Source organism: Paraburkholderia sp. GAS38, from assembly GCF_050434965.1.
Classification (GTDB): Bacteria; Pseudomonadota; Gammaproteobacteria; order Burkholderiales; family Burkholderiaceae; genus Paraburkholderia; species Paraburkholderia phenazinium_A.
Map to the genome: position 1 here is coordinate 1 of NZ_JBNDJO010000012.1, position 16590 is coordinate 16590.

The 16590-nt window shown below is 63.4% G+C and carries 16 protein-coding genes; 11 read left to right on the forward strand and 5 right to left on the reverse strand.

The genetic code is table 11. The annotated features are described in order from the left end of the window. The coding region (locus P3T42_RS25125; RefSeq protein ID WP_429307538.1) for a hypothetical protein at positions 1-228 on the forward strand (228 nt) is incomplete at its 5' end. A gap of 120 nt (positions 229-348) precedes the next feature. On the opposite strand, the gene P3T42_RS25130 is transcribed toward P3T42_RS25125, so the two are convergent. From P3T42_RS25130 to P3T42_RS25140, 3 genes are all read right to left on the reverse strand, one after another. Then, positions 349-1614 carry an SGNH/GDSL hydrolase family protein gene (locus tag P3T42_RS25130; RefSeq protein WP_429307539.1) on the reverse strand — a complete coding sequence of 422 codons (1266 nt, stop codon included), beginning with the start codon at positions 1612-1614 and terminating at the stop codon, positions 349-351. A gap of 106 nt (positions 1615-1720) precedes the next feature. After that, positions 1721-3343, reverse strand: coding sequence for an NAD(P)/FAD-dependent oxidoreductase (locus P3T42_RS25135; RefSeq protein WP_429307540.1), 1623 nt, complete (start codon positions 3341-3343; stop codon positions 1721-1723). Between the two features lie 144 nt (positions 3344-3487). Continuing rightward, a complete protein-coding gene (locus P3T42_RS25140) occupies positions 3488-3793 on the reverse strand; it encodes a DUF2628 domain-containing protein (protein WP_074301407.1) in 306 nt (101 codons plus the stop codon). A gap of 178 nt (positions 3794-3971) precedes the next feature. Here P3T42_RS25140 and paaA point away from each other — a divergent pair, with 178 nt between their 5' ends. The 8 genes from paaA to P3T42_RS25180 all read left to right on the forward strand — a co-directional run bounded on the left by paaA (position 3972) and on the right by P3T42_RS25180 (position 10349). Then, the gene (paaA, locus tag P3T42_RS25145) at positions 3972-4970 is read left to right on the forward strand and encodes a 1,2-phenylacetyl-CoA epoxidase subunit PaaA (RefSeq protein ID WP_429307541.1); all 999 of its coding nucleotides are present in this window, start codon (positions 3972-3974) and stop codon (positions 4968-4970) included. 110 nt (positions 4971-5080) lie between these two features. Continuing rightward, positions 5081-5377, forward strand: coding sequence for a 1,2-phenylacetyl-CoA epoxidase subunit PaaB (paaB, locus tag P3T42_RS25150; RefSeq protein WP_367117672.1), 297 nt, complete (start codon positions 5081-5083; stop codon positions 5375-5377). Positions 5378-5382: 5 nt separating this feature from the next. Continuing rightward, positions 5383-6186 carry a 1,2-phenylacetyl-CoA epoxidase subunit PaaC gene (gene paaC, locus P3T42_RS25155; RefSeq protein WP_429307542.1) on the forward strand — a complete coding sequence of 268 codons (804 nt, stop codon included), beginning with the start codon at positions 5383-5385 and terminating at the stop codon, positions 6184-6186. A gap of 16 nt (positions 6187-6202) precedes the next feature. After that, a complete protein-coding gene (gene paaD / locus P3T42_RS25160) occupies positions 6203-6763 on the forward strand; it encodes a 1,2-phenylacetyl-CoA epoxidase subunit PaaD (RefSeq protein WP_074301404.1) in 561 nt (186 codons plus the stop codon). Between the two features lies 1 nt (position 6764). After that, positions 6765-7853 carry a 1,2-phenylacetyl-CoA epoxidase subunit PaaE gene (paaE, locus tag P3T42_RS25165; RefSeq protein WP_074301403.1) on the forward strand — a complete coding sequence of 363 codons (1089 nt, stop codon included), beginning with the start codon at positions 6765-6767 and terminating at the stop codon, positions 7851-7853. 149 nt (positions 7854-8002) lie between these two features. Continuing rightward, positions 8003-8830: a DUF1835 domain-containing protein gene (locus tag P3T42_RS25170; protein WP_429307543.1), complete on the forward strand. Its 828-nt coding sequence runs from the start codon at positions 8003-8005 to the stop codon at positions 8828-8830. Between the two features lie 14 nt (positions 8831-8844). Next, positions 8845-9450 carry a TetR/AcrR family transcriptional regulator gene (locus P3T42_RS25175; protein WP_074301401.1) on the forward strand — a complete coding sequence of 202 codons (606 nt, stop codon included), beginning with the start codon at positions 8845-8847 and terminating at the stop codon, positions 9448-9450. A 230-nt stretch (positions 9451-9680) separates the two neighbouring features. Further along, the gene (locus P3T42_RS25180; protein ID WP_074301400.1) at positions 9681-10349 is read left to right on the forward strand and encodes a GNAT family N-acetyltransferase; all 669 of its coding nucleotides are present in this window, start codon (positions 9681-9683) and stop codon (positions 10347-10349) included. 30 nt (positions 10350-10379) lie between these two features. Here P3T42_RS25180 and P3T42_RS25185 read toward each other — a convergent pair whose 3' ends face one another. Continuing rightward, a complete protein-coding gene (locus tag P3T42_RS25185) occupies positions 10380-10898 on the reverse strand; it encodes an Lrp/AsnC family transcriptional regulator (protein ID WP_074301399.1) in 519 nt (172 codons plus the stop codon). Positions 10899-11051: 153 nt separating this feature from the next. On the opposite strand from P3T42_RS25185, the gene hppD reads away from it, so the two are divergent. After that, on the forward strand, positions 11052-12149 hold the full coding sequence (gene hppD, locus P3T42_RS25190; RefSeq protein WP_074301398.1) for a 4-hydroxyphenylpyruvate dioxygenase: 1098 nt from the start codon (positions 11052-11054) through the stop codon (positions 12147-12149). A 153-nt stretch (positions 12150-12302) separates the two neighbouring features. Here hppD and P3T42_RS25195 read toward each other — a convergent pair whose 3' ends face one another. Next, positions 12303-12497 (reverse strand): hypothetical protein, encoded by a 195-nt coding sequence (locus P3T42_RS25195; protein WP_074301397.1) that lies wholly within the window; start codon positions 12495-12497, stop codon positions 12303-12305. A 376-nt stretch (positions 12498-12873) separates the two neighbouring features. On the opposite strand from P3T42_RS25195, the gene P3T42_RS25200 reads away from it, so the two are divergent. Then, positions 12874-16476, forward strand: a complete 3603-nt coding sequence (locus P3T42_RS25200; RefSeq protein WP_429307544.1) for an indolepyruvate ferredoxin oxidoreductase family protein — start codon at positions 12874-12876, stop codon at positions 16474-16476. Positions 16477-16590 lie beyond the last annotated feature (114 nt).

Here is a 16590-nt window from a genome sequence, read left to right on the forward strand (position 1 = left end):
CTTTCGCTTCATGCCAGATTCCGAAAAATCCGGCTCGCGTCGCCATCAAGCGCCCACACTTATCGGCTGTTAATTTTTAAAGATCGAGTCCGCATTCACCACCAAACCGGCACCGCACTTCAACCACCCGGCACCGCTTCGTTCTGCGTCGCTGCATCAGCAGCAGAGAAACGAGATTATGGAGAATCTTTTTCGCCTCGTCAACAACATTTTTTCGCTTTCGCTTAAAACCTGTTGACGCTACGGCCGCTGGTTCCCGCAGCGGCACTCGTTTACAAACGAGGAGCCGAATAGTAGGCGAACATCAGCCATATGACAAGGGTTTGACCGAAATGTTTTTTTGGCGAGTCATTTCCGAGTCGAATTGACTACCGCATCCAGCGGAACCGCGTCGGCCATTGCTGCATAACCCGCATCGCTTGGATGAATGTTATCGCCGCTGTCGTAGCCGCGCCGCAGACGGCCGGGCTGCGACGGATCGCGCAGCGCTGCGTCGAAATCGACCACGCCGTCCAGCGTCCGGGTCGTCCGAATCCACTGATTGACCGCCAGCCGGATGCCTTCGCGCTGCTGCGGCAACGCGGCAGGCGTAAGCGTCGCGCCGAATACCCGGACGCCATGACGATGCGCCTCGGCAATCACGCGCTGGTAGCCTGCGATCAGATCAGCCGCCGTCACGGACGTATGCGGGTAATCGCAATCCAATCCGGCCCGCGGCGGCATGGAAGAGAAGTTGATGTCATTAATGCCGATCAGCAGAATCGCCGTCTTCACCCCCGGGCGCTCAAGCACGTCCCGGCCGAAACGCTTGACGAGCGCATCGCCGTAGCAAGGCGAATCGCTGAGCAGACGGTTACCGCTAATGCCCAGATTGACGACCGCGGTCGATCGGTCGCCCTCGCGCGCGAGCCGGCGCGCGAAGGCATCCGGCCAACGGTGATTCTCGTTCAGGCTCGAGCGCATGCCATCGGTGATCGAATCGCCGATCGCGGCGACGGCGGCCGAAGACGGCGCTTCCACTGAGAGACCCGTCACCCACGCAAACTGCGTGAAGCGCTGATGAAAGGCCCCGGACAGGGCGTCGTCAGCGTGATTGCCGGGCAGCGAAACGTAATTGACCTGGTTCGACACGCGGTGCCACGCCACGAGGCGTTGCCCCGCCCCCATATAGGAGCTGATGGCGTACGGCGCCCCGGCGACAATCTCGAGCGCAACCGGGTCGCTGTCCAGTTCGCCGCCGGGCGGAAGCGTCACTGACTCCTTGCCGCCAAATGTCACGGCGACTCCACCGTCGCTTTGCGCGGCCCCACCCGCCGAGCGCGCAATGCGCAACGCCTCGACGACGAGCGGCGACTTGCCGTATTCGTTGCTGAGGTGAATCCGCACAGCATTACCGGACAGCGTCGGATAGACGATTTGCCGAACCGTCCGCCCGGCCACATCCGGTGCCCGGTACAGCGGCGGCAAATTGGCCTGCTGAGGAATGGACTGGAGCGCAGTGGCCCACGTCGCGACCCAGCGCGATGGCGCATCGGCGGCAATGGCTGCCGGCGAAAGGGCGAATTGGGCAAGAAAGACGGCGCCGCACGCAGCGGCCAGAGTACGGAGGGTCATTCGGGGAAAGGGGCTGGAGGCAAAGCGCCCATTGTGCCCGATCGACCGCAGCGGGTGGCGAATGCACCCAAGGCCGCGATCTCAAACCCTGCCCCCTCCCGCGGACTCAGCCAGCGCGCCCCGACGTCATGCTCAGGGCCAATGCCTGTGCCACTTCGATCCCGTCGATCGCCGCGGAATAGATGCCGCCGGCGTATCCCGCGCCTTCACCGGCCGGATAAAGCCCTTCGACGTTCATGCTCTGGTAGTCGTCCTTGCGACGAATCCGGATCGGCGACGACGTGCGCGTCTCAACCCCGGTCAGCACCGCGTCGTCCATGGCGAAACCGGCAATCTTCTTGTCCATCTGAGGCAGCGCTTCGCGAATCGCCTCGATGACATAGTCGGGCAACGCCGTGCTGAGGTCGGTCGGCGTCACGCCCGGCTTGTACGACGGCACGACTGAACCGAGCGAAGTAGACGGCCGCCCGGCAATGAAGTCCCCCACCCGCTGGCCCGGCGCGCAATAGTTTCGGCCGCCCAGTTCGAACGCACGCTCTTCCCATTGGCGCTGGAACGCAATGCCGGCGAGCGGCCCGCCCGGGTAATCGTCCGGCGTGATGCCAACGACAATCCCCGCGTTCGCATTGCGCTCGGCCCGCGAGTACTGGCTCATGCCGTTGGTCACCACGCGGCCCGGCTCCGAAGTCGCCGCGACTACGGTGCCGCCCGGGCACATGCAGAAGCTGTACACCGCACGCCCGTTGCTGCAGTGATGCACCACCTTGTAGTCCGCGGCGCCGAGTTGCTTGTGGCCGGCAAACTTGCCGAAGCGGCTGCGGTCGATCAGCCCTTGGGGATGCTCGATCCGAAAACCGAGCGAAAACGGCTTCGCTTCAATATAGACGCCGCGCTTATGCAGCATCTCGAAGGTATCGCGCGCGCTGTGTCCGACAGCCAGCACCACATGGTCGCAAGGCAGCGTCTCGCCGGTGGACAACTGCAGCGCCCGCACCTTGCCCTGCTCGATCTCGATGTCCTCGACGCGCGTCTCGAAGCGGACTTCGCCGCCCAGCTCGTGGATGGTGGCGCGCATCTTCTCCACCATGCTGACAAGGCGAAACGTGCCGATGTGCGGCCGGCTCAAATAAAGGATGTCCTCCGGCGCGCCCGCTTTCACAAACTCGTCGAGCACCTTGCGGCCGTAGTGATGCGGGTCCTTGATCTGGCTGTACAGCTTGCCGTCGGAGAAGGTCCCCGCGCCGCCTTCGCCGAACTGCACGTTGGATTCCGGATTGAGCACCGACTTGCGCCACAGGCCAAAGGTGTCCTTGGTCCGTTCCCGCACGGCCTTGCCGCGCTCGAGAATAATGGGGCGGAAACCCATCTGCGCGAGGATCAAGCCCGCAAACAGTCCGCACGGGCCCATGCCGATCACCACCGGGCGCGGCCCGGCCAGATGCTCGGGCGCCTTGGCGACAAAGCGATACGCCATGTCAGGCGTCACCCCGCAATGCGGCACGCCCGCGAGGCGCTTCAAAGCCGCGGCTTCGTCCTTCACCTCGACGTCGACGATATAGGTCAGCTTGATATCGGCGCGCTTGCGCGCATCATGCGCACGGCGGAACACGGTGTAGCGGACGAGCTCGCCGGCCGCCACGCCGAGCTCGGCTAGACGCGCGAGAACCGCGGCATCGAGCGCGCTCTCGGGGTGATCGAGCGGGAGTTTGATTTCACTTAAACGTAACATGGGGACCGGGGATACTAGGGCGCACAATCGCAGCCAATCCGCGATTTTATAGGTTCTGCAGAGCCCCGGGGGCAGCAACGGCTGAGATCGGGAAGTCTGCGGCGTGCATTTCGCGTCGACGCAGAGCGAACCACCCCGCCGTTTTCAAGGCTGCGCCAAGGTCACGTAGCCCTTGCGCTCGAGATCGCGGCGATGCCATTGGTTCCCTCTCATGCCGCAATAGACCGCAAACAGGATGCTGAGCGCGAGGCTGATGACATCGGCCGTCAGGCCTGCAAAGCCGATCAAGCCGATCGCCAGGTCCGCCGCCAGCATCAGCAGCCCGACAAGCCACATTCTCTTCATCCATGCCCAGACGAAACCCAGCAGGAAAGCCGCCCAACTGAAACCGGTCCTGATCTCGACCGTCTCGTTCCTCGCCGGGTGCCGCAAATAGATCCGCTCCGTCATCTCTGTTCCACCCCTGTATTAAGCAAGCGCGACGCGCAGCACGTCGCCGCCGGCCTCCACCGTAACTCATCTCTGGCGCCTGAACCTACCCCAAAATCATTCTCAAAAAAATCATTAACCGACCGGTCGGTTGGTTTATACTGCCGAACACAGACAACTTCGGACGAGAGCATTCGCCATGTACACGCAATCCCTCGACATTCCCGGCAACGTCGCCCCACTCGACGCGGCCGCCAGTTCGCCTGAGCAGGCGCGTTTCGACGCGATCATGGCCGCCGACGGCAAGATCGAGCCGCAGGACTGGATGCCCGACGCCTATCGCAAGACCCTGGTGCGGCAGATCTCGCAGCACGCGCACTCGGAAATCGTGGGGATGCTGCCCGAAGGCAACTGGATCACGCGCGCGCCGAGCCTCAAGCGCAAAGCGATCCTGCTCGCCAAAGTCCAGGATGAAGCCGGCCACGGCCTCTATCTATATAGCGCGGCAGAAACGCTCGCGGTGTCGCGCGACCAGCTGATCGACGCCCTGCACGCCGGCAAAGCCAAATATTCGAGCATTTTCAATTATCCGACGCCTACGTGGGCGGATGTCGGCGTGATCGGCTGGCTGGTCGACGGCGCGGCGATCATGAACCAGATCCCGCTGTGCCGCTGTACCTACGGACCGTACGCCCGCGCGATGATCCGCATCTGCAAGGAAGAGTCGTTCCACCAGCGCCAGGGTTTCGACGCGCTGCTGTCCATGATGAAAGGCACCGAAGCGCAGCGCGAGATGGTCCAGCAGGCGGTGAACCGCTGGTGGTGGCCAGTCCTGATGATGTTCGGCCCGAGCGACAAGGACTCGATCCACAGCAACCAGTCGTCGAAATGGGGCATCAAGCGCATCTCCAACGACGATCTGCGCCAGAAATTCGTCGACGCCACCGTCGACCAGGCCAAGGTGCTCGGCGTCACGCTGCCGGATCCGGACCTGAAGTGGAACGAGGCACGCGGCCACCACGACTATGGCGACATCGACTGGGAAGAGTTCTGGCGCGTCGTCAACGGTGACGGTCCCTGCAACCGCGAGCGACTGGCTACCCGCGTGAAAGCCCACAACGACGGCGCCTGGGTTCGCGAAGCCGCCCTCGCGCACGCGGAAAAACAGCGTCAGCGCGCACAGCAGCAAGCCGCGTAAGCATCGCGGCGATCAGCTCAATCCAGGTAACGCCGGGTATTAGCCATCACCTATCCGGCACTAGCCGGCGCCGCCCGGCAACAGCAGCGAAAGATTCAGGAGATCCGAGAATGGACAAGTCAATGAACAAGGAATGGCCGATTTGGGAAGTGTTCGTGCGCAGCAAACAGGGCCTCGACCATAAGCATTGCGGCAGCCTGCACGCGGCCGACGCGCCGATGGCGCTGCGCATGGCGCGCGACGTCTACACGCGGCGCCAGGAAGGCGTCAGCATCTGGGTGGTGCCGTCCTCGGCGATCACCGCGTCCGATCCGCAGGACAAGGCGGAGCTGTTCGAACCGGCCGGCGACAAGATTTATCGCCATCCGACGTTCTACACGCTCCCCGACGAAGTCAACCACATGTAAGCGTCATGGACATCACGCCCCAACATCTTTCGTACGTTCTGCGCCTTGCGGACACCGCGCTGATCCTCGGTCAGCGCAACGCCGAGTGGTGCGGCCACGGCCCAGTCCTCGAAGAGGACATTGCGCTCGCCAACATGAGCCTCGACCTGATCGGCCAGGCCCGCTTGCTGTACACACATGCCGCGACGCTCGAGCACACGCTCACCGGCGCAAGCAAGAGCGAGGACGACTACGCGTATTTCCGCGCCGAGCGCGAGTTCGCCAACTACACGCTCGCCGAGTTGCCGCATTACGGGCCGCTCGCCGGCACCGCGCATGCGGACAAGGATTACGCGGTCACGATTGCGCGCAACTTCCTGTATGCGACGCTGATGGCGCATCTGTGGACAGCGCTCACGGCTTCGAGCGACGAGCAGCTTGCCGCGATCGCAGCGAAATCGATCAAGGAAACCCGCTACCACGTTCACCACGCGCGCGAATGGCTGATTCGCCTCGGCGACGGCACGGACGAATCGCATCGCCGTGCACAGGCCGCGCTCGATTATCTGACGCCCTACACGCGCGAGTTCTTTAGTGTGGATGCCGTGGAGGAGACCATCGCGGCGGCCGGCATCGGTCCGCTGACGGCCGATCTGCAAGCCGCCTGGGAGGAAGACGTGCGCGCTGCGCTCGACGAAGCCACGCTCTCGCTGCCGGAACCGGTGAAGCACATCACAGCCGGCAAGCATGGCGAGCATTCCGAACACATGGGCTACGTGCTCGCCGAAATGCAGAGTCTCGCGCGGCAACATCCCGGCGCAAGCTGGTAACCCCCGGAGCCTCGCAATGACCTCGACCGCGAACCTCACGACCGCCACCGACCCCACGCTCGAGCGCGCGTGGGAGGTGCTCGAAAGCGTGCCCGACCCGGAGATTCCGGTGGTGTCGATTCGCGAGCTCGGCATTCTGCGCGACGTCCGCCGCGCCGCCGACGGCGTGCTCGAGGTCGTCATCACACCGACCTACTCGGGCTGTCCGGCGATGTCGCAAATCGCCGAGGACGTCGAGCACGCGCTCGAAGTGGCGAAACTCGCGCCGTACCGGGTCGCCACCGTGCTCGCCCCCGCCTGGACCACCGACTGGATGAGCGCCGACGCGCGCGAAAAACTGCGCGCATACGGCATCGCCCCGCCTACTGGCAACTGTGGCGGCGAAACGCCGCAGCCGCCCGCTACGCCACGCGAGAAAGTGATCCGCTTCGTGCCTAAAGCGCTTCCGGCGCCGGCCTGCCCGCGCTGCGGCTCGGCTCACACCGAACGTCTCGCGCAGTTCGGCTCGACGGCCTGCAAGGCGCTGTACCGCTGCCTCGATTGCCGCGAACCCTTCGACTACTTCAAACCATACTGATATGGCCACCCCGCAATTTCACCCCCTGCGTATCCGCGAAGTCCGGCCCGAAACCGCCGATGCGGTCTCAGTCGCCTTCGACGTCCCTGCTGAACTGCGCGAGCAGTATCGCTTCACGCAAGGCCAGTTCGTGACGCTGAAAACGCACATCGACGGCGAGGAGACGCGCCGCTCGTATTCGATCTGCGTCGGCGTCACCGATTACGATCGCGACGGCGAACTGCGCATCGGCATCAAGCGCGTGCGGGGCGGCCGCTTTTCGAATTTCGCCTTCGACACCCTGCAACCGGGCCACACCATCGACGTCATGACGCCCGACGGCCGCTTCTTCACTCACCTGAACGCGGACCAGGGCCAGCAGTACATCGCCTTTTCCGGCGGTTCGGGCATCACGCCGGTGCTCGCCATCATCAAGACCACGCTCGAAGTCGAGCCGCGCAGCACTTTCACGCTGGTCTACGGCAATCGCAGCGTCGATCAGATCATGTTCGCCGAAGAGCTCGAAGACCTGAAGAACCGCTTCATGAACCGGTTCGTGCTGTACCACGTGCTGTCGGACGATCTGCAGGACGTCGAGTTGTTCAACGGCGTGCTGGATCAGCAAAAGTGCGCGGCCTTCATCGAAAACCTGGTGCCCGCCGAGACCATCGACGAAGCGTTTATCTGCGGCCCCGCGCCGATGATGGACGCCGCCGAGGCCGCACTGAAGGCAGCGGGCGTGCCGCACGAAAGCATTCACGTCGAACGCTTCGGCTCGCCGTTGCCGCAGGCCGGGGTTCCGCCTGTCGAGATCACCGAAGACACGCCGGCCGCCGACCTCGAAATCGTCCTCGACGGCAAGAAGCGCAAGCTGCGTCTGCCTTATCAGGGTGTGAGCGTGCTGGACGTCGGCCTGAAGGCCGGGCTCGCGCTGCCCTACGCCTGCAAAGGCGGCGTGTGCTGCACCTGCCGCGCCAAGGTGCTTGAAGGCGAAGTGCGGATGGAAAAGAACTACACGCTGGAAGAACACGAAATCCGCGACGGCTTCGTGCTGACGTGCCAGTGCCACCCGGTCAGCGACCGCGTCGTGGTCAGCTACGACGAGCGTTAAGCCACATACGGGCGCCTATCTTCCACGGTGCACGCCTGAGTGCTTTCAGCTCATCCGCGATCCGCTTACACTAAGGGCCGCTCGCGATCGGGACCCGGTTCCGCTCGCCAAGCGGCCTTTTTTGTGACTGATTTGCCTGCGAGCTGTCGATGAGCACGATCCACCTGACCAACGGCGATGTCGCCGCCGACTCCCTGCGTACCGCCCTGCAACAGGCAGGACGCGACGATCCCGTGCAGGCGTTGCGCGACGACCTTGCGGTCGGCCCGCTGCGTGGCGCCGACGACACGCCCGAGGTACGCGCCGAGTTCTGGCAACGGTTGATGGACGGCGCCCAACGCGATGGCGCACCGCGAAATTTCCTGCGCGAATTCAGCGAGCAGGCCGCGGCGCTGGAGCAAGTTGCGGCCGCGGACACCCAGGTCGTCGTCTGGCACGGCGACAGCGCCGCCGACCAATTGACCCTGCGCCGGGTCTGCTATCACCTGCGCAACAGCCCGCAGCGCCTGAACGAGGTCCGCCTTTCGATTCGCGACCTCACCGATCCCGGCGCCGCCGCTCATAGCCGGGCAGACCGCGCGACGTCGGTCGGCATGTTCGCCCCCGCCGTCCTGCAAGCGCGGCTCGCGGACGTCGCGCCGATCTCGGTGCTGCGCATCAGCCGCCTCGCCCTGGAATGGCAGGAGGTCAAACAGGCGAACGGCGAGACCCGCCGCTGGCGCGACAACACCTTCACCAGCGGCACCTTCGGCGATCTGGACGCGCTGATCCTCGAACACGCCAGCGACGCCTGGCAGCCTGCCGCCCGGATCGCCGCGCAACTGATGGTCACCGAACTGGGCTTTCTGGTCAGCGACAGCCTCGTACTCTGGCGCTTTCGGGAACTGGCCGCGGGCGGGCGCGTCTGCCTGCGCGGCAACGCCTCCGCCTGGCATGCGCTGGAGCTGCGCGCCGCCCTTTCCACCTGCTCAAGCTAAGGATTCCAAGGACCATGGCCCGCACCCGCGCACCCGACCACGAAACCCAGCGCGATCAGATCCTCGAACTGGCCGCGGCCAAGTTCGCCCAGACGAGCTATCCGAGTACCTCGATGGCCGATCTGGCCGCGGCGAGCGGCACCTCCAAGGCACGTCTGTACCACTATTACGAGAGCAAGGAAGCGATCCTGTTCGACCTGCTCGACCGTTACACGAAGCGGCTGATGCTGATCATCGCGGAGGTGGAAGGCGCGAGCCAGCGGCGCGGGCTGACCGAGCGCGAAACCTTCGCCGAGCTGATCCGCGCGTTTCTCTCCGAATATGAAAACTCGCACAGCCGGCATGTTGCACTGCTGAACGACGTCAAATACCTGGTCGACGCGCAGCGCGAGATCGTCCTGAACCGCCAGCGGGACGTCGTGGCGGCGTTTGCCCGCCAGTTGACGCGCGCCTACCCCGAGCGCGCCACCCGCGAAAACCAGACAGCGCTGACAATGATGGTGTTCGGCATGATCAACTGGACCTTCACGTGGCTGAAACCCGGCGGCCGCATGGGCTACCGGGAATTTGCCGAGCAGGTGGTCGAGATGGTCGATCACGGGCTGAAGGCGGCCGAGTAGCCTCCTCCTGTTGCGCAGCAGCATTCAGCGTGGCCTGGGGACCACAGGCCGTAGTCTTGCGTATTCAAAACAGATAATCGTTAATAATCAAATATATAAAAATAGGTTCGCAACAAAATAGAACGGACCGTCGAATTGACATCCGGGTTTTCCCTAGTTATGGGATGGCGTTTCCGATAGAATTGACCTTGCGGTGCACCATGCCGCTTGATCAATAGGAGAACCCAACCATGACTACGCCTACCACTCGCGCCGCCGAGCCGATCGTCACAGCCGATCGCCTGTTGCAAACGGGCGGTCGTGCACATGCCCTGGTACGGGAACTGACTGCGGTCGACCGCGAACGCCTGCTGACGCACTTCCTCGCCCTGGCCGAAGACGACCGTCTGCTGCGCTTCGGCCAGATCGTGCCGGACCACGTGATCGAAAACTACGTGCGCGCCATCGATTTCACCCGCGACACCGTGTTCGGCGTCTTCGACAACCAGTTGCAACTGGTCGGCGTCGGCCACCTCGCCTATCTGCCCGCGGAAGGCGACAAGCGCACGGCCGAGTTCGGCGTGTCGGTGCTGGAAAGCGTGCGCGGCCAGGGTATCGGCAGCAGGCTGTTCGAGCGCGCCGCTATTCGCAGCCGCAACACGCACGTCACGACGCTCTATATGCATTGCCTGTCGCGTAACTCGACGATGATGCACATTGCCAAGAAAGCCGGCATGAAGATCGAATACGCGTACGGCGAAGCCGACGCCTATCTGACGCTGCCGCCGGCCGACCAGTCGAGCATCATCGCCGAAATGCTCCAGGAGCAGGCCGCCGTGTTCGACTATGCGTTGAAGCGCCAGGCGCGTCAGGCGTCCAGGATTTTCGAATCGTTTCTGCCTGCGGCTGTGGCTGCATAAGCGGCACCGGGCAGCAGCGCCCTCGTCGCCTCACAAAATCGGCAACGCCGTGGTCTCCTTGAACGTCTCGAGTGAAAAGCTCGACTTCACGTCGATCACCGACGGATGGTGCAGCAAGCGGTCCTGCACGAAGCGCGAAAAGTGCGCCATATCCTCCACCTGCACGCGTAGCAGGTAATCCATATCCCCCGTCATGGCGTGGCAGGCGACCACCTCCGGCCAGGTCTGCACCGCAGCGCGAAACAGATCCGCATGCGTCGCGCCTGCCCGCAGAGGCGTGCCGTCGCCGGGCGGGCTGAGCGTCGGCCCGCCGCGTTTTTCCAGCCGTACATTCACATACGCAAGCAAATCGAGGCCGAGCCGCTGTGCGTCGAGCAACGCCACATAGCCACGGATCACCCCGCTCTCCTCCAACCGGCGAATACGCCGCAGACAGGGACTCGGCGACAGGTTCACCCGCTCCGCAATCTCCTGATTCGACAGCCTGCCGTTCTCCTGCAGGATGGTGAGAATCCGCCGGTCGATCGCGTCCATCTCGATATTAGCCATTTTCTGCCGCCTGATAGGCTATTTAAGCCATGAAGTAGCGTCAGCCTACGCAAGCACGATTAAGTTCGCAAGTTTTTGCCTCACACAGGCCTTTACACTTGCGTCATTCCATCGCGCATCGCGTACATCCCCATCAGGCATCAGGAGACAGACATGCAGGTTCAAACCTGGGACAACCCCGTCGGCACCGACGGCTTCGAGTTCATCGAATACACCGCTCCGGATCCCAAGGCGCTCGGCAAACTGTTCGAACAGATGGGCTTCACCGCGATCGCGCGGCATCGTCACAAGGACGTGACGCTGTATCGCCAGGGCGAGATCAACTTCATCGTCAACGGGGAACCGGATTCGTTCGCTCAGCGCTTCACGCGCCTGCACGGCCCGTCGATCTGCGCCATCGCCTTCCGCGTGCAGGACGCCGCCAAGGCGTACAAACAGGCGCTCGAAAAAGGCGCATGGGGCTTCGACAACAAGACCGGCCCGATGGAGCTGAACATCCCGGCGATCAAGGGCATCGGCGATTCCCTGATCTATTTCGTCGACCGCTGGCGCGGCAAGAACGGCGCGGAGCCGAACAGCATTGGCGACATCAGCATCTACGACGTCGACTTCGTGCCGATTCCCGGCGCCAACCCGAACCCGGTCGGCCACGGCCTCACCTATATCGACCACCTGACCCACAACGTGCACCGCGGCCGCATGCAGGAGTGGGCGGAGTTCTACGAGCGCCTGTTCAACTTCCGCGAAGTGCGCTACTTCGACATCGAAGGCAAGGTGACGGGCGTGAAGTCGAAGGCGATGACTTCGCCGTGCGGCAAGATCCGCATTCCGATCAACGAGGAAGGGTCGGAAACGGCTGGCCAGATCCAGGAATACCTCGACGCGTATCACGGCGAAGGCATCCAGCACATCGCACTCGGCAGCAACGACATCTATCGCACGGTCGACGGACTGCGCGAAGCGAAGATCTCGCTGCTCGATACGATCGACACGTACTACGAGCTGGTCGATCGCCGCGTGCCGAATCACGGCGAGCCGCTCGACGAACTGCGCAAGCGCAAGATCCTGATCGACGGCGCGCCCGAAGACCTGTTGCTGCAGATCTTCACCGAAAACCAGATTGGCCCGATCTTCTTCGAGATCATTCAGCGCAAGGGCAATCAGGGCTTCGGAGAAGGCAACTTCAAGGCGTTGTTCGAATCAATCGAGCTGGACCAGATTCGCCGCGGTGTTGTGCAGGACAAGGCGTAAAGCCTCGGCATCACGCTGAACCCGGCGCGGCGGAAGACGACGCGCCAATAGAAAAGGGCGGGGATCTTACGATCTCCGCCCTTCGTCGTTTGCGCCGCCGCCTGGTTTCGGGCGACGGCAAGGAATGGGCCGACAAATCGCCTCAGCGATTCATCAGGAAGCCTGTTCGTCCTCGTCGGACTCGCTCGACAATGTGATGCGTTCCGAAGCGAGGCTCACCGGCGCAACTTGCGCGGTGTGGGCGACCGCGTTCGCGAGGGTTCTCGCGCCGCTCGAGCGAACCGGCGCGCTCATGGCAAAAAATGCTGCCGAGACCATCAGGAAGGTCTGGATGTTTCTGGTGTTCATGCGTACTCCTTGTCTAACAGCCTGTTGTCGTGAAGCTCCACCAACCGCGGAGCGTTGCGCAGACACGTGCACAGGTGGGTGGTTAGACAGGCTTTTCAAGTGCGGTTCCGCAAGTTTGAAGCTTTTACAGCTTGTTACACGAATCAACGCAAAGTTTTCAATTCGGCGACGCACCGTCATCACGGCGTCACTCACCGCATCGCCAATCGCCTGAAATGCGCGCTGCATGACGGCACTTTTGGTGCCATGCGGCGGGTTTCTCCCAGTGCTACCATCCCTCAAAACACGTCAATATTGCGACCCCGGTCCGGGCATCCACAAGATGCCGAGGCCAACAAGTTTTGGTGATCCCAAACAGGGTGGAGGAGTACACATAATGAATGCCCCGCTAGACGCTGGTCAGCGAGCCTCGCTCGATGCCGCGCTAAATTCCGTCACGCTCGACGACAAATACACGCTCGAACGCGGTCGCGCGTACATGAGCGGTATTCAGGCGCTCGTGCGTCTGCCGATGCTGCAGCAGGAGCGCGACAAGGCTGCAGGGCTGAATACCGCCGGTTTCATTTCCGGCTATCGCGGGTCTCCGCTTGGCGGTCTCGACCAGTCGCTGTGGAAGGCGAAGCAGCACCTCGCCGCACACCAGGTCGTGTTCCAGCCCGGCGTCAACGAAGACCTCGCCGCCACCGCGGTGTGGGGCTCGCAACAGGTCAATCTGTATCCGAACGCCAAATACGATGGCGTGTTCTCGATGTGGTACGGCAAGGGGCCCGGCGTCGACCGCTCGGGCGACGTCCTGAAGCACGGCAATTCGGCCGGGTCGGCGCAACATGGCGGCGTGCTCGTGCTCGCCGGCGACGACCATGCCGCCAAGTCCTCGACGCTCGCGCATCAGTCCGAACACATGTTCAAGGCGTGCGGCCTGCCGGTGCTGTTCCCGTCGAACGTGCAGGAATATCTCGACTTCGGCCTGCACGGCTGGGCGATGAGCCGCTATTCCGGCCTGTGGGTCGCCATGAAGTGCGTGACCGACGTGGTGGAATCGTCGGCTTCGGTGGATATCGATCCGCATCGCACGAAGATCGTCTTGCCGGAAGACTTCGTCATGCCCGACGGCGGCCTGAATATCCGCTGGCCCGATCCGCCGCTGGTGCAGGAAGCGCGTCTGCTCGACTACAAGTGGTACGCCGCGCTCGCCTACGTCCGCGCCAACAAGCTCGACCGCGTGGAGATCGACTCGCAGAACGCGCGCTTCGGCATCATGACCGGCGGCAAGGCCTATCTCGACGTACGTCAGGCGCTGACCGACCTCGGCCTCGACGACGAAACCTGTTCGCGCATCGGCATTCGCCTCTATAAGGTGGGCTGCGTGTGGCCGCTCGAAGCGCAAGGCGCGCACGCGTTTGCCCGCGGCCTCGAAGAAATTCTGGTGGTCGAGGAAAAGCGTCAGATTCTCGAGTACGCGATCAAGGAAGAGCTGTACAACTGGCCCGACGCACAGCGTCCGCGCGTGTTCGGCAAGTTCGACGAGAAGGACGGCGCGGGCGGCGAATGGTCGGTGCCGATGGGCAACTGGCTGCTGCCGGCGCACTACGAGCTGTCGCCGGCAATCATCGCCAAGGCGATCGCCACGCGTCTGGACAAGTTCGACCTGCCGTCCGACGTGCGCGCGCGCATCGCCATGCGGATTGCCGTGATCGAAGCGAAGGAAAAGGCCTTGGCCCGGCCGCGCGTGGAAGTGGAGCGCAAGCCGTGGTTCTGCTCCGGCTGTCCGCACAACACGTCGACCAACGTGCCGGAAGGTTCGCGCGCGATGGCCGGCATTGGCTGCCACTACATGACCGTGTGGATGGACCGCAGCACCAGCACTTTCAGCCAGATGGGCGGTGAAGGCGTCGCGTGGATCGGCCAGGCGCCGTTCACCAACGACAAGCACGTGTTCGCCAACCTCGGCGACGGCACCTACTTCCACTCGGGGCTGCTGGCGATTCGCGCGGCGATCGCGTCGAAGGCGAACATCACCTACAAGATTCTCTACAACGACGCCGTGGCGATGACGGGCGGCCAGCCGGTCGACGGCGTGCTGACCGTGCCGCAGATCACGCATCAACTCGCCGCCGAGGGCGCGACGAAGATCGTGATCGTCACCGACGAGCCGGAGAAGTACAACGCAAACGTCGGTCTTGCGCCGGGTATCACAATCCATCACCGCGACCAGCTCGACGACGTGCAGCGCGCGCTGCGCGACATTGCCGGCACGTCGATCCTGATCTACGACCAGACCTGCGCCACCGAAAAACGCCGCCGCCGCAAACGCGGCACCTATCCGGATCCGGCGCGCCGTGTGGTGATCAACGAAGCCGTCTGCGAAGGCTGCGGCGACTGCTCGGCGAAGTCGAACTGTCTGTCGGTCGAGCCGCTCGATACCGAATACGGCACCAAGCGCCAGATCAACCAGTCCACCTGCAACAAGGATTTCTCGTGCGTGAACGGCTTTTGTCCGAGCTTCGTCTCGGTCGAAGGCGGACAGCTGCGCAAGCCCAAAGCGTCGTCAGGCGCGACGGCCGATGCCATGCCGCCGGTGCCGGCGCCCGAGTTGCCGTCGATCGAGCGGCCGTATGGCGTGCTCGTGACTGGTGTGGGCGGCACAGGCGTCGTGACGATCGGCGCGCTGCTTGGTATGGCGGCCCACCTCGAGAACAAGGGTGTGACAGTGCTGGACGTGACCGGCCTCGCGCAGAAGGGCGGCGCCGTGATGAGCCACGTGCAGATCGCGAAGCAACCCGGCGACATCCACGCGACACGTATCGCCATGGGTGAAGCGAGTCTGGTGATCGGTTGCGACGCCATCGTCACGGCCAGCGACGAATGCGTCTCGCGGATGCAGGTGGGACGCACGCGCGTCGTGCTGAACAGCGCGCATACGCCGACCGCCGCTTTCATCAAGAACCCGAACTGGCAATTCCCCGGCGCCGACGCGGAGTCCGACGTGCGTCTGGGTGCGGGCGACACCGGGGTCGATGCAATCGACGCCAATCATTTTGCCGTCGCGCTACTCGGCGATGCGATTTACACGAACCCGTTCGTGCTGGGCTATGCGTGGCAAAAAGGCTGGGTGCCGCTGCTGTACGAATCGCTGATGCGCGCGATCGAACTGAACGCGGTGCAGGTCGAGAAAAACCGCGCGGCCTTCGAATGGGGCCGCCGTGCCGCACACGACCTCGCGTCGGTGCGCAAGCTCGCGCAGTCGCAGGGGCGCAGCGGCGCTGCTGCTGAAACGACCACCAGCAAGATCATCTCGCTGCATACGCCGAAGGCACTCGACACGCTGATCGACAAGCGCGCCGAGTATCTCACCGCATGGCAGGACGACGCCTACGCGGCGCGCTATCGCGAACTCGTGGCGCAGGTGCGGGTGGCGGAATCGGCGCTCGACATGGGCGACGGTCAACTGCCGTTGACCGAAGCGGTGGCGAAGAACCTGCATAAGCTGATGGCCTACAAGGACGAGTACGAAGTTGCACGCCTGTACGCCGATCCCGCGTTCATCGAAAAACTGAAGGCGAGTTTCGAGGGCGACTGGAAGGTCAACCTTCACCTTGCACCGCCGGCTTTCTCGAAGAAGGACGCGCACGGTCATCTGATCAAAAAGAAGTACGGACCGTGGATCCTCAGCGCCATGCGCGTGCTCGCGAAGCTCAAGTTCCTGCGCGGCACCGCGTTCGATGTGTTCGGCAAGACGGAGGAACGTCGCACCGAGCGGGCGCTGATCGGCGAGTACGAGGCGCTGGTGCGTGAAGTGATCGGCGGGTTGAGCGCGCAAAAGCACGCCTTGGCCGTCGAACTCGCGAACCTGCCTGACGGTATCCGTGGCTACGGACACGTGAAGGAAAACAACCTGAAGGGCGTGCGCGTGAAGTGGCAGGGCTTGCTGGCTCGCTGGCGCTCCCCGCAAGGCGATCAGGCACAGCACGCGGCCTGATCGGCGATTACCCTCGCGGTTTGACGATGCGGTAGATGGAAATGGAAAAGGCGGCTGCCCGTAAGGACAGCCGCCTTTTTTGCATGTGACCTACGCACACGACTCATGCGCGGG

Excerpts from the sequence above, each read along its gene's own strand:
- paaA (WP_429307541.1), top strand. The coding sequence starts at position 3,972 with ATGTACACGCAATCCCTCGACATTCCCGGCAACGTCGCCCCACTCGAC.
- P3T42_RS25185 (WP_074301399.1), bottom strand. The coding sequence starts at position 10,898 with ATGGCTAATATCGAGATGGACGCGATCGACCGGCGGATTCTCACCATC.
- P3T42_RS25170 (WP_429307543.1), top strand. The coding sequence starts at position 8,003 with ATGAGCACGATCCACCTGACCAACGGCGATGTCGCCGCCGACTCCCTG.
- P3T42_RS25135 (WP_429307540.1), bottom strand. The coding sequence starts at position 3,343 with ATGTTACGTTTAAGTGAAATCAAACTCCCGCTCGATCACCCCGAGAGC.
- paaE (WP_074301403.1), top strand. The coding sequence starts at position 6,765 with ATGGCCACCCCGCAATTTCACCCCCTGCGTATCCGCGAAGTCCGGCCC.
- P3T42_RS25140 (WP_074301407.1), bottom strand. The coding sequence starts at position 3,793 with ATGACGGAGCGGATCTATTTGCGGCACCCGGCGAGGAACGAGACGGTC.
- P3T42_RS25180 (WP_074301400.1), top strand. The coding sequence starts at position 9,681 with ATGACTACGCCTACCACTCGCGCCGCCGAGCCGATCGTCACAGCCGAT.
- P3T42_RS25200 (WP_429307544.1), top strand. The coding sequence starts at position 12,874 with ATGAATGCCCCGCTAGACGCTGGTCAGCGAGCCTCGCTCGATGCCGCG.
- hppD (WP_074301398.1), top strand. The coding sequence starts at position 11,052 with ATGCAGGTTCAAACCTGGGACAACCCCGTCGGCACCGACGGCTTCGAG.
- P3T42_RS25130 (WP_429307539.1), bottom strand. The coding sequence starts at position 1,614 with ATGACCCTCCGTACTCTGGCCGCTGCGTGCGGCGCCGTCTTTCTTGCC.
- paaB (WP_367117672.1), top strand. The coding sequence starts at position 5,081 with ATGGACAAGTCAATGAACAAGGAATGGCCGATTTGGGAAGTGTTCGTG.
- paaC (WP_429307542.1), top strand. The coding sequence starts at position 5,383 with ATGGACATCACGCCCCAACATCTTTCGTACGTTCTGCGCCTTGCGGAC.
- P3T42_RS25195 (WP_074301397.1), bottom strand. The coding sequence starts at position 12,497 with ATGAACACCAGAAACATCCAGACCTTCCTGATGGTCTCGGCAGCATTT.
- paaD (WP_074301404.1), top strand. The coding sequence starts at position 6,203 with ATGACCTCGACCGCGAACCTCACGACCGCCACCGACCCCACGCTCGAG.
- P3T42_RS25175 (WP_074301401.1), top strand. The coding sequence starts at position 8,845 with ATGGCCCGCACCCGCGCACCCGACCACGAAACCCAGCGCGATCAGATC.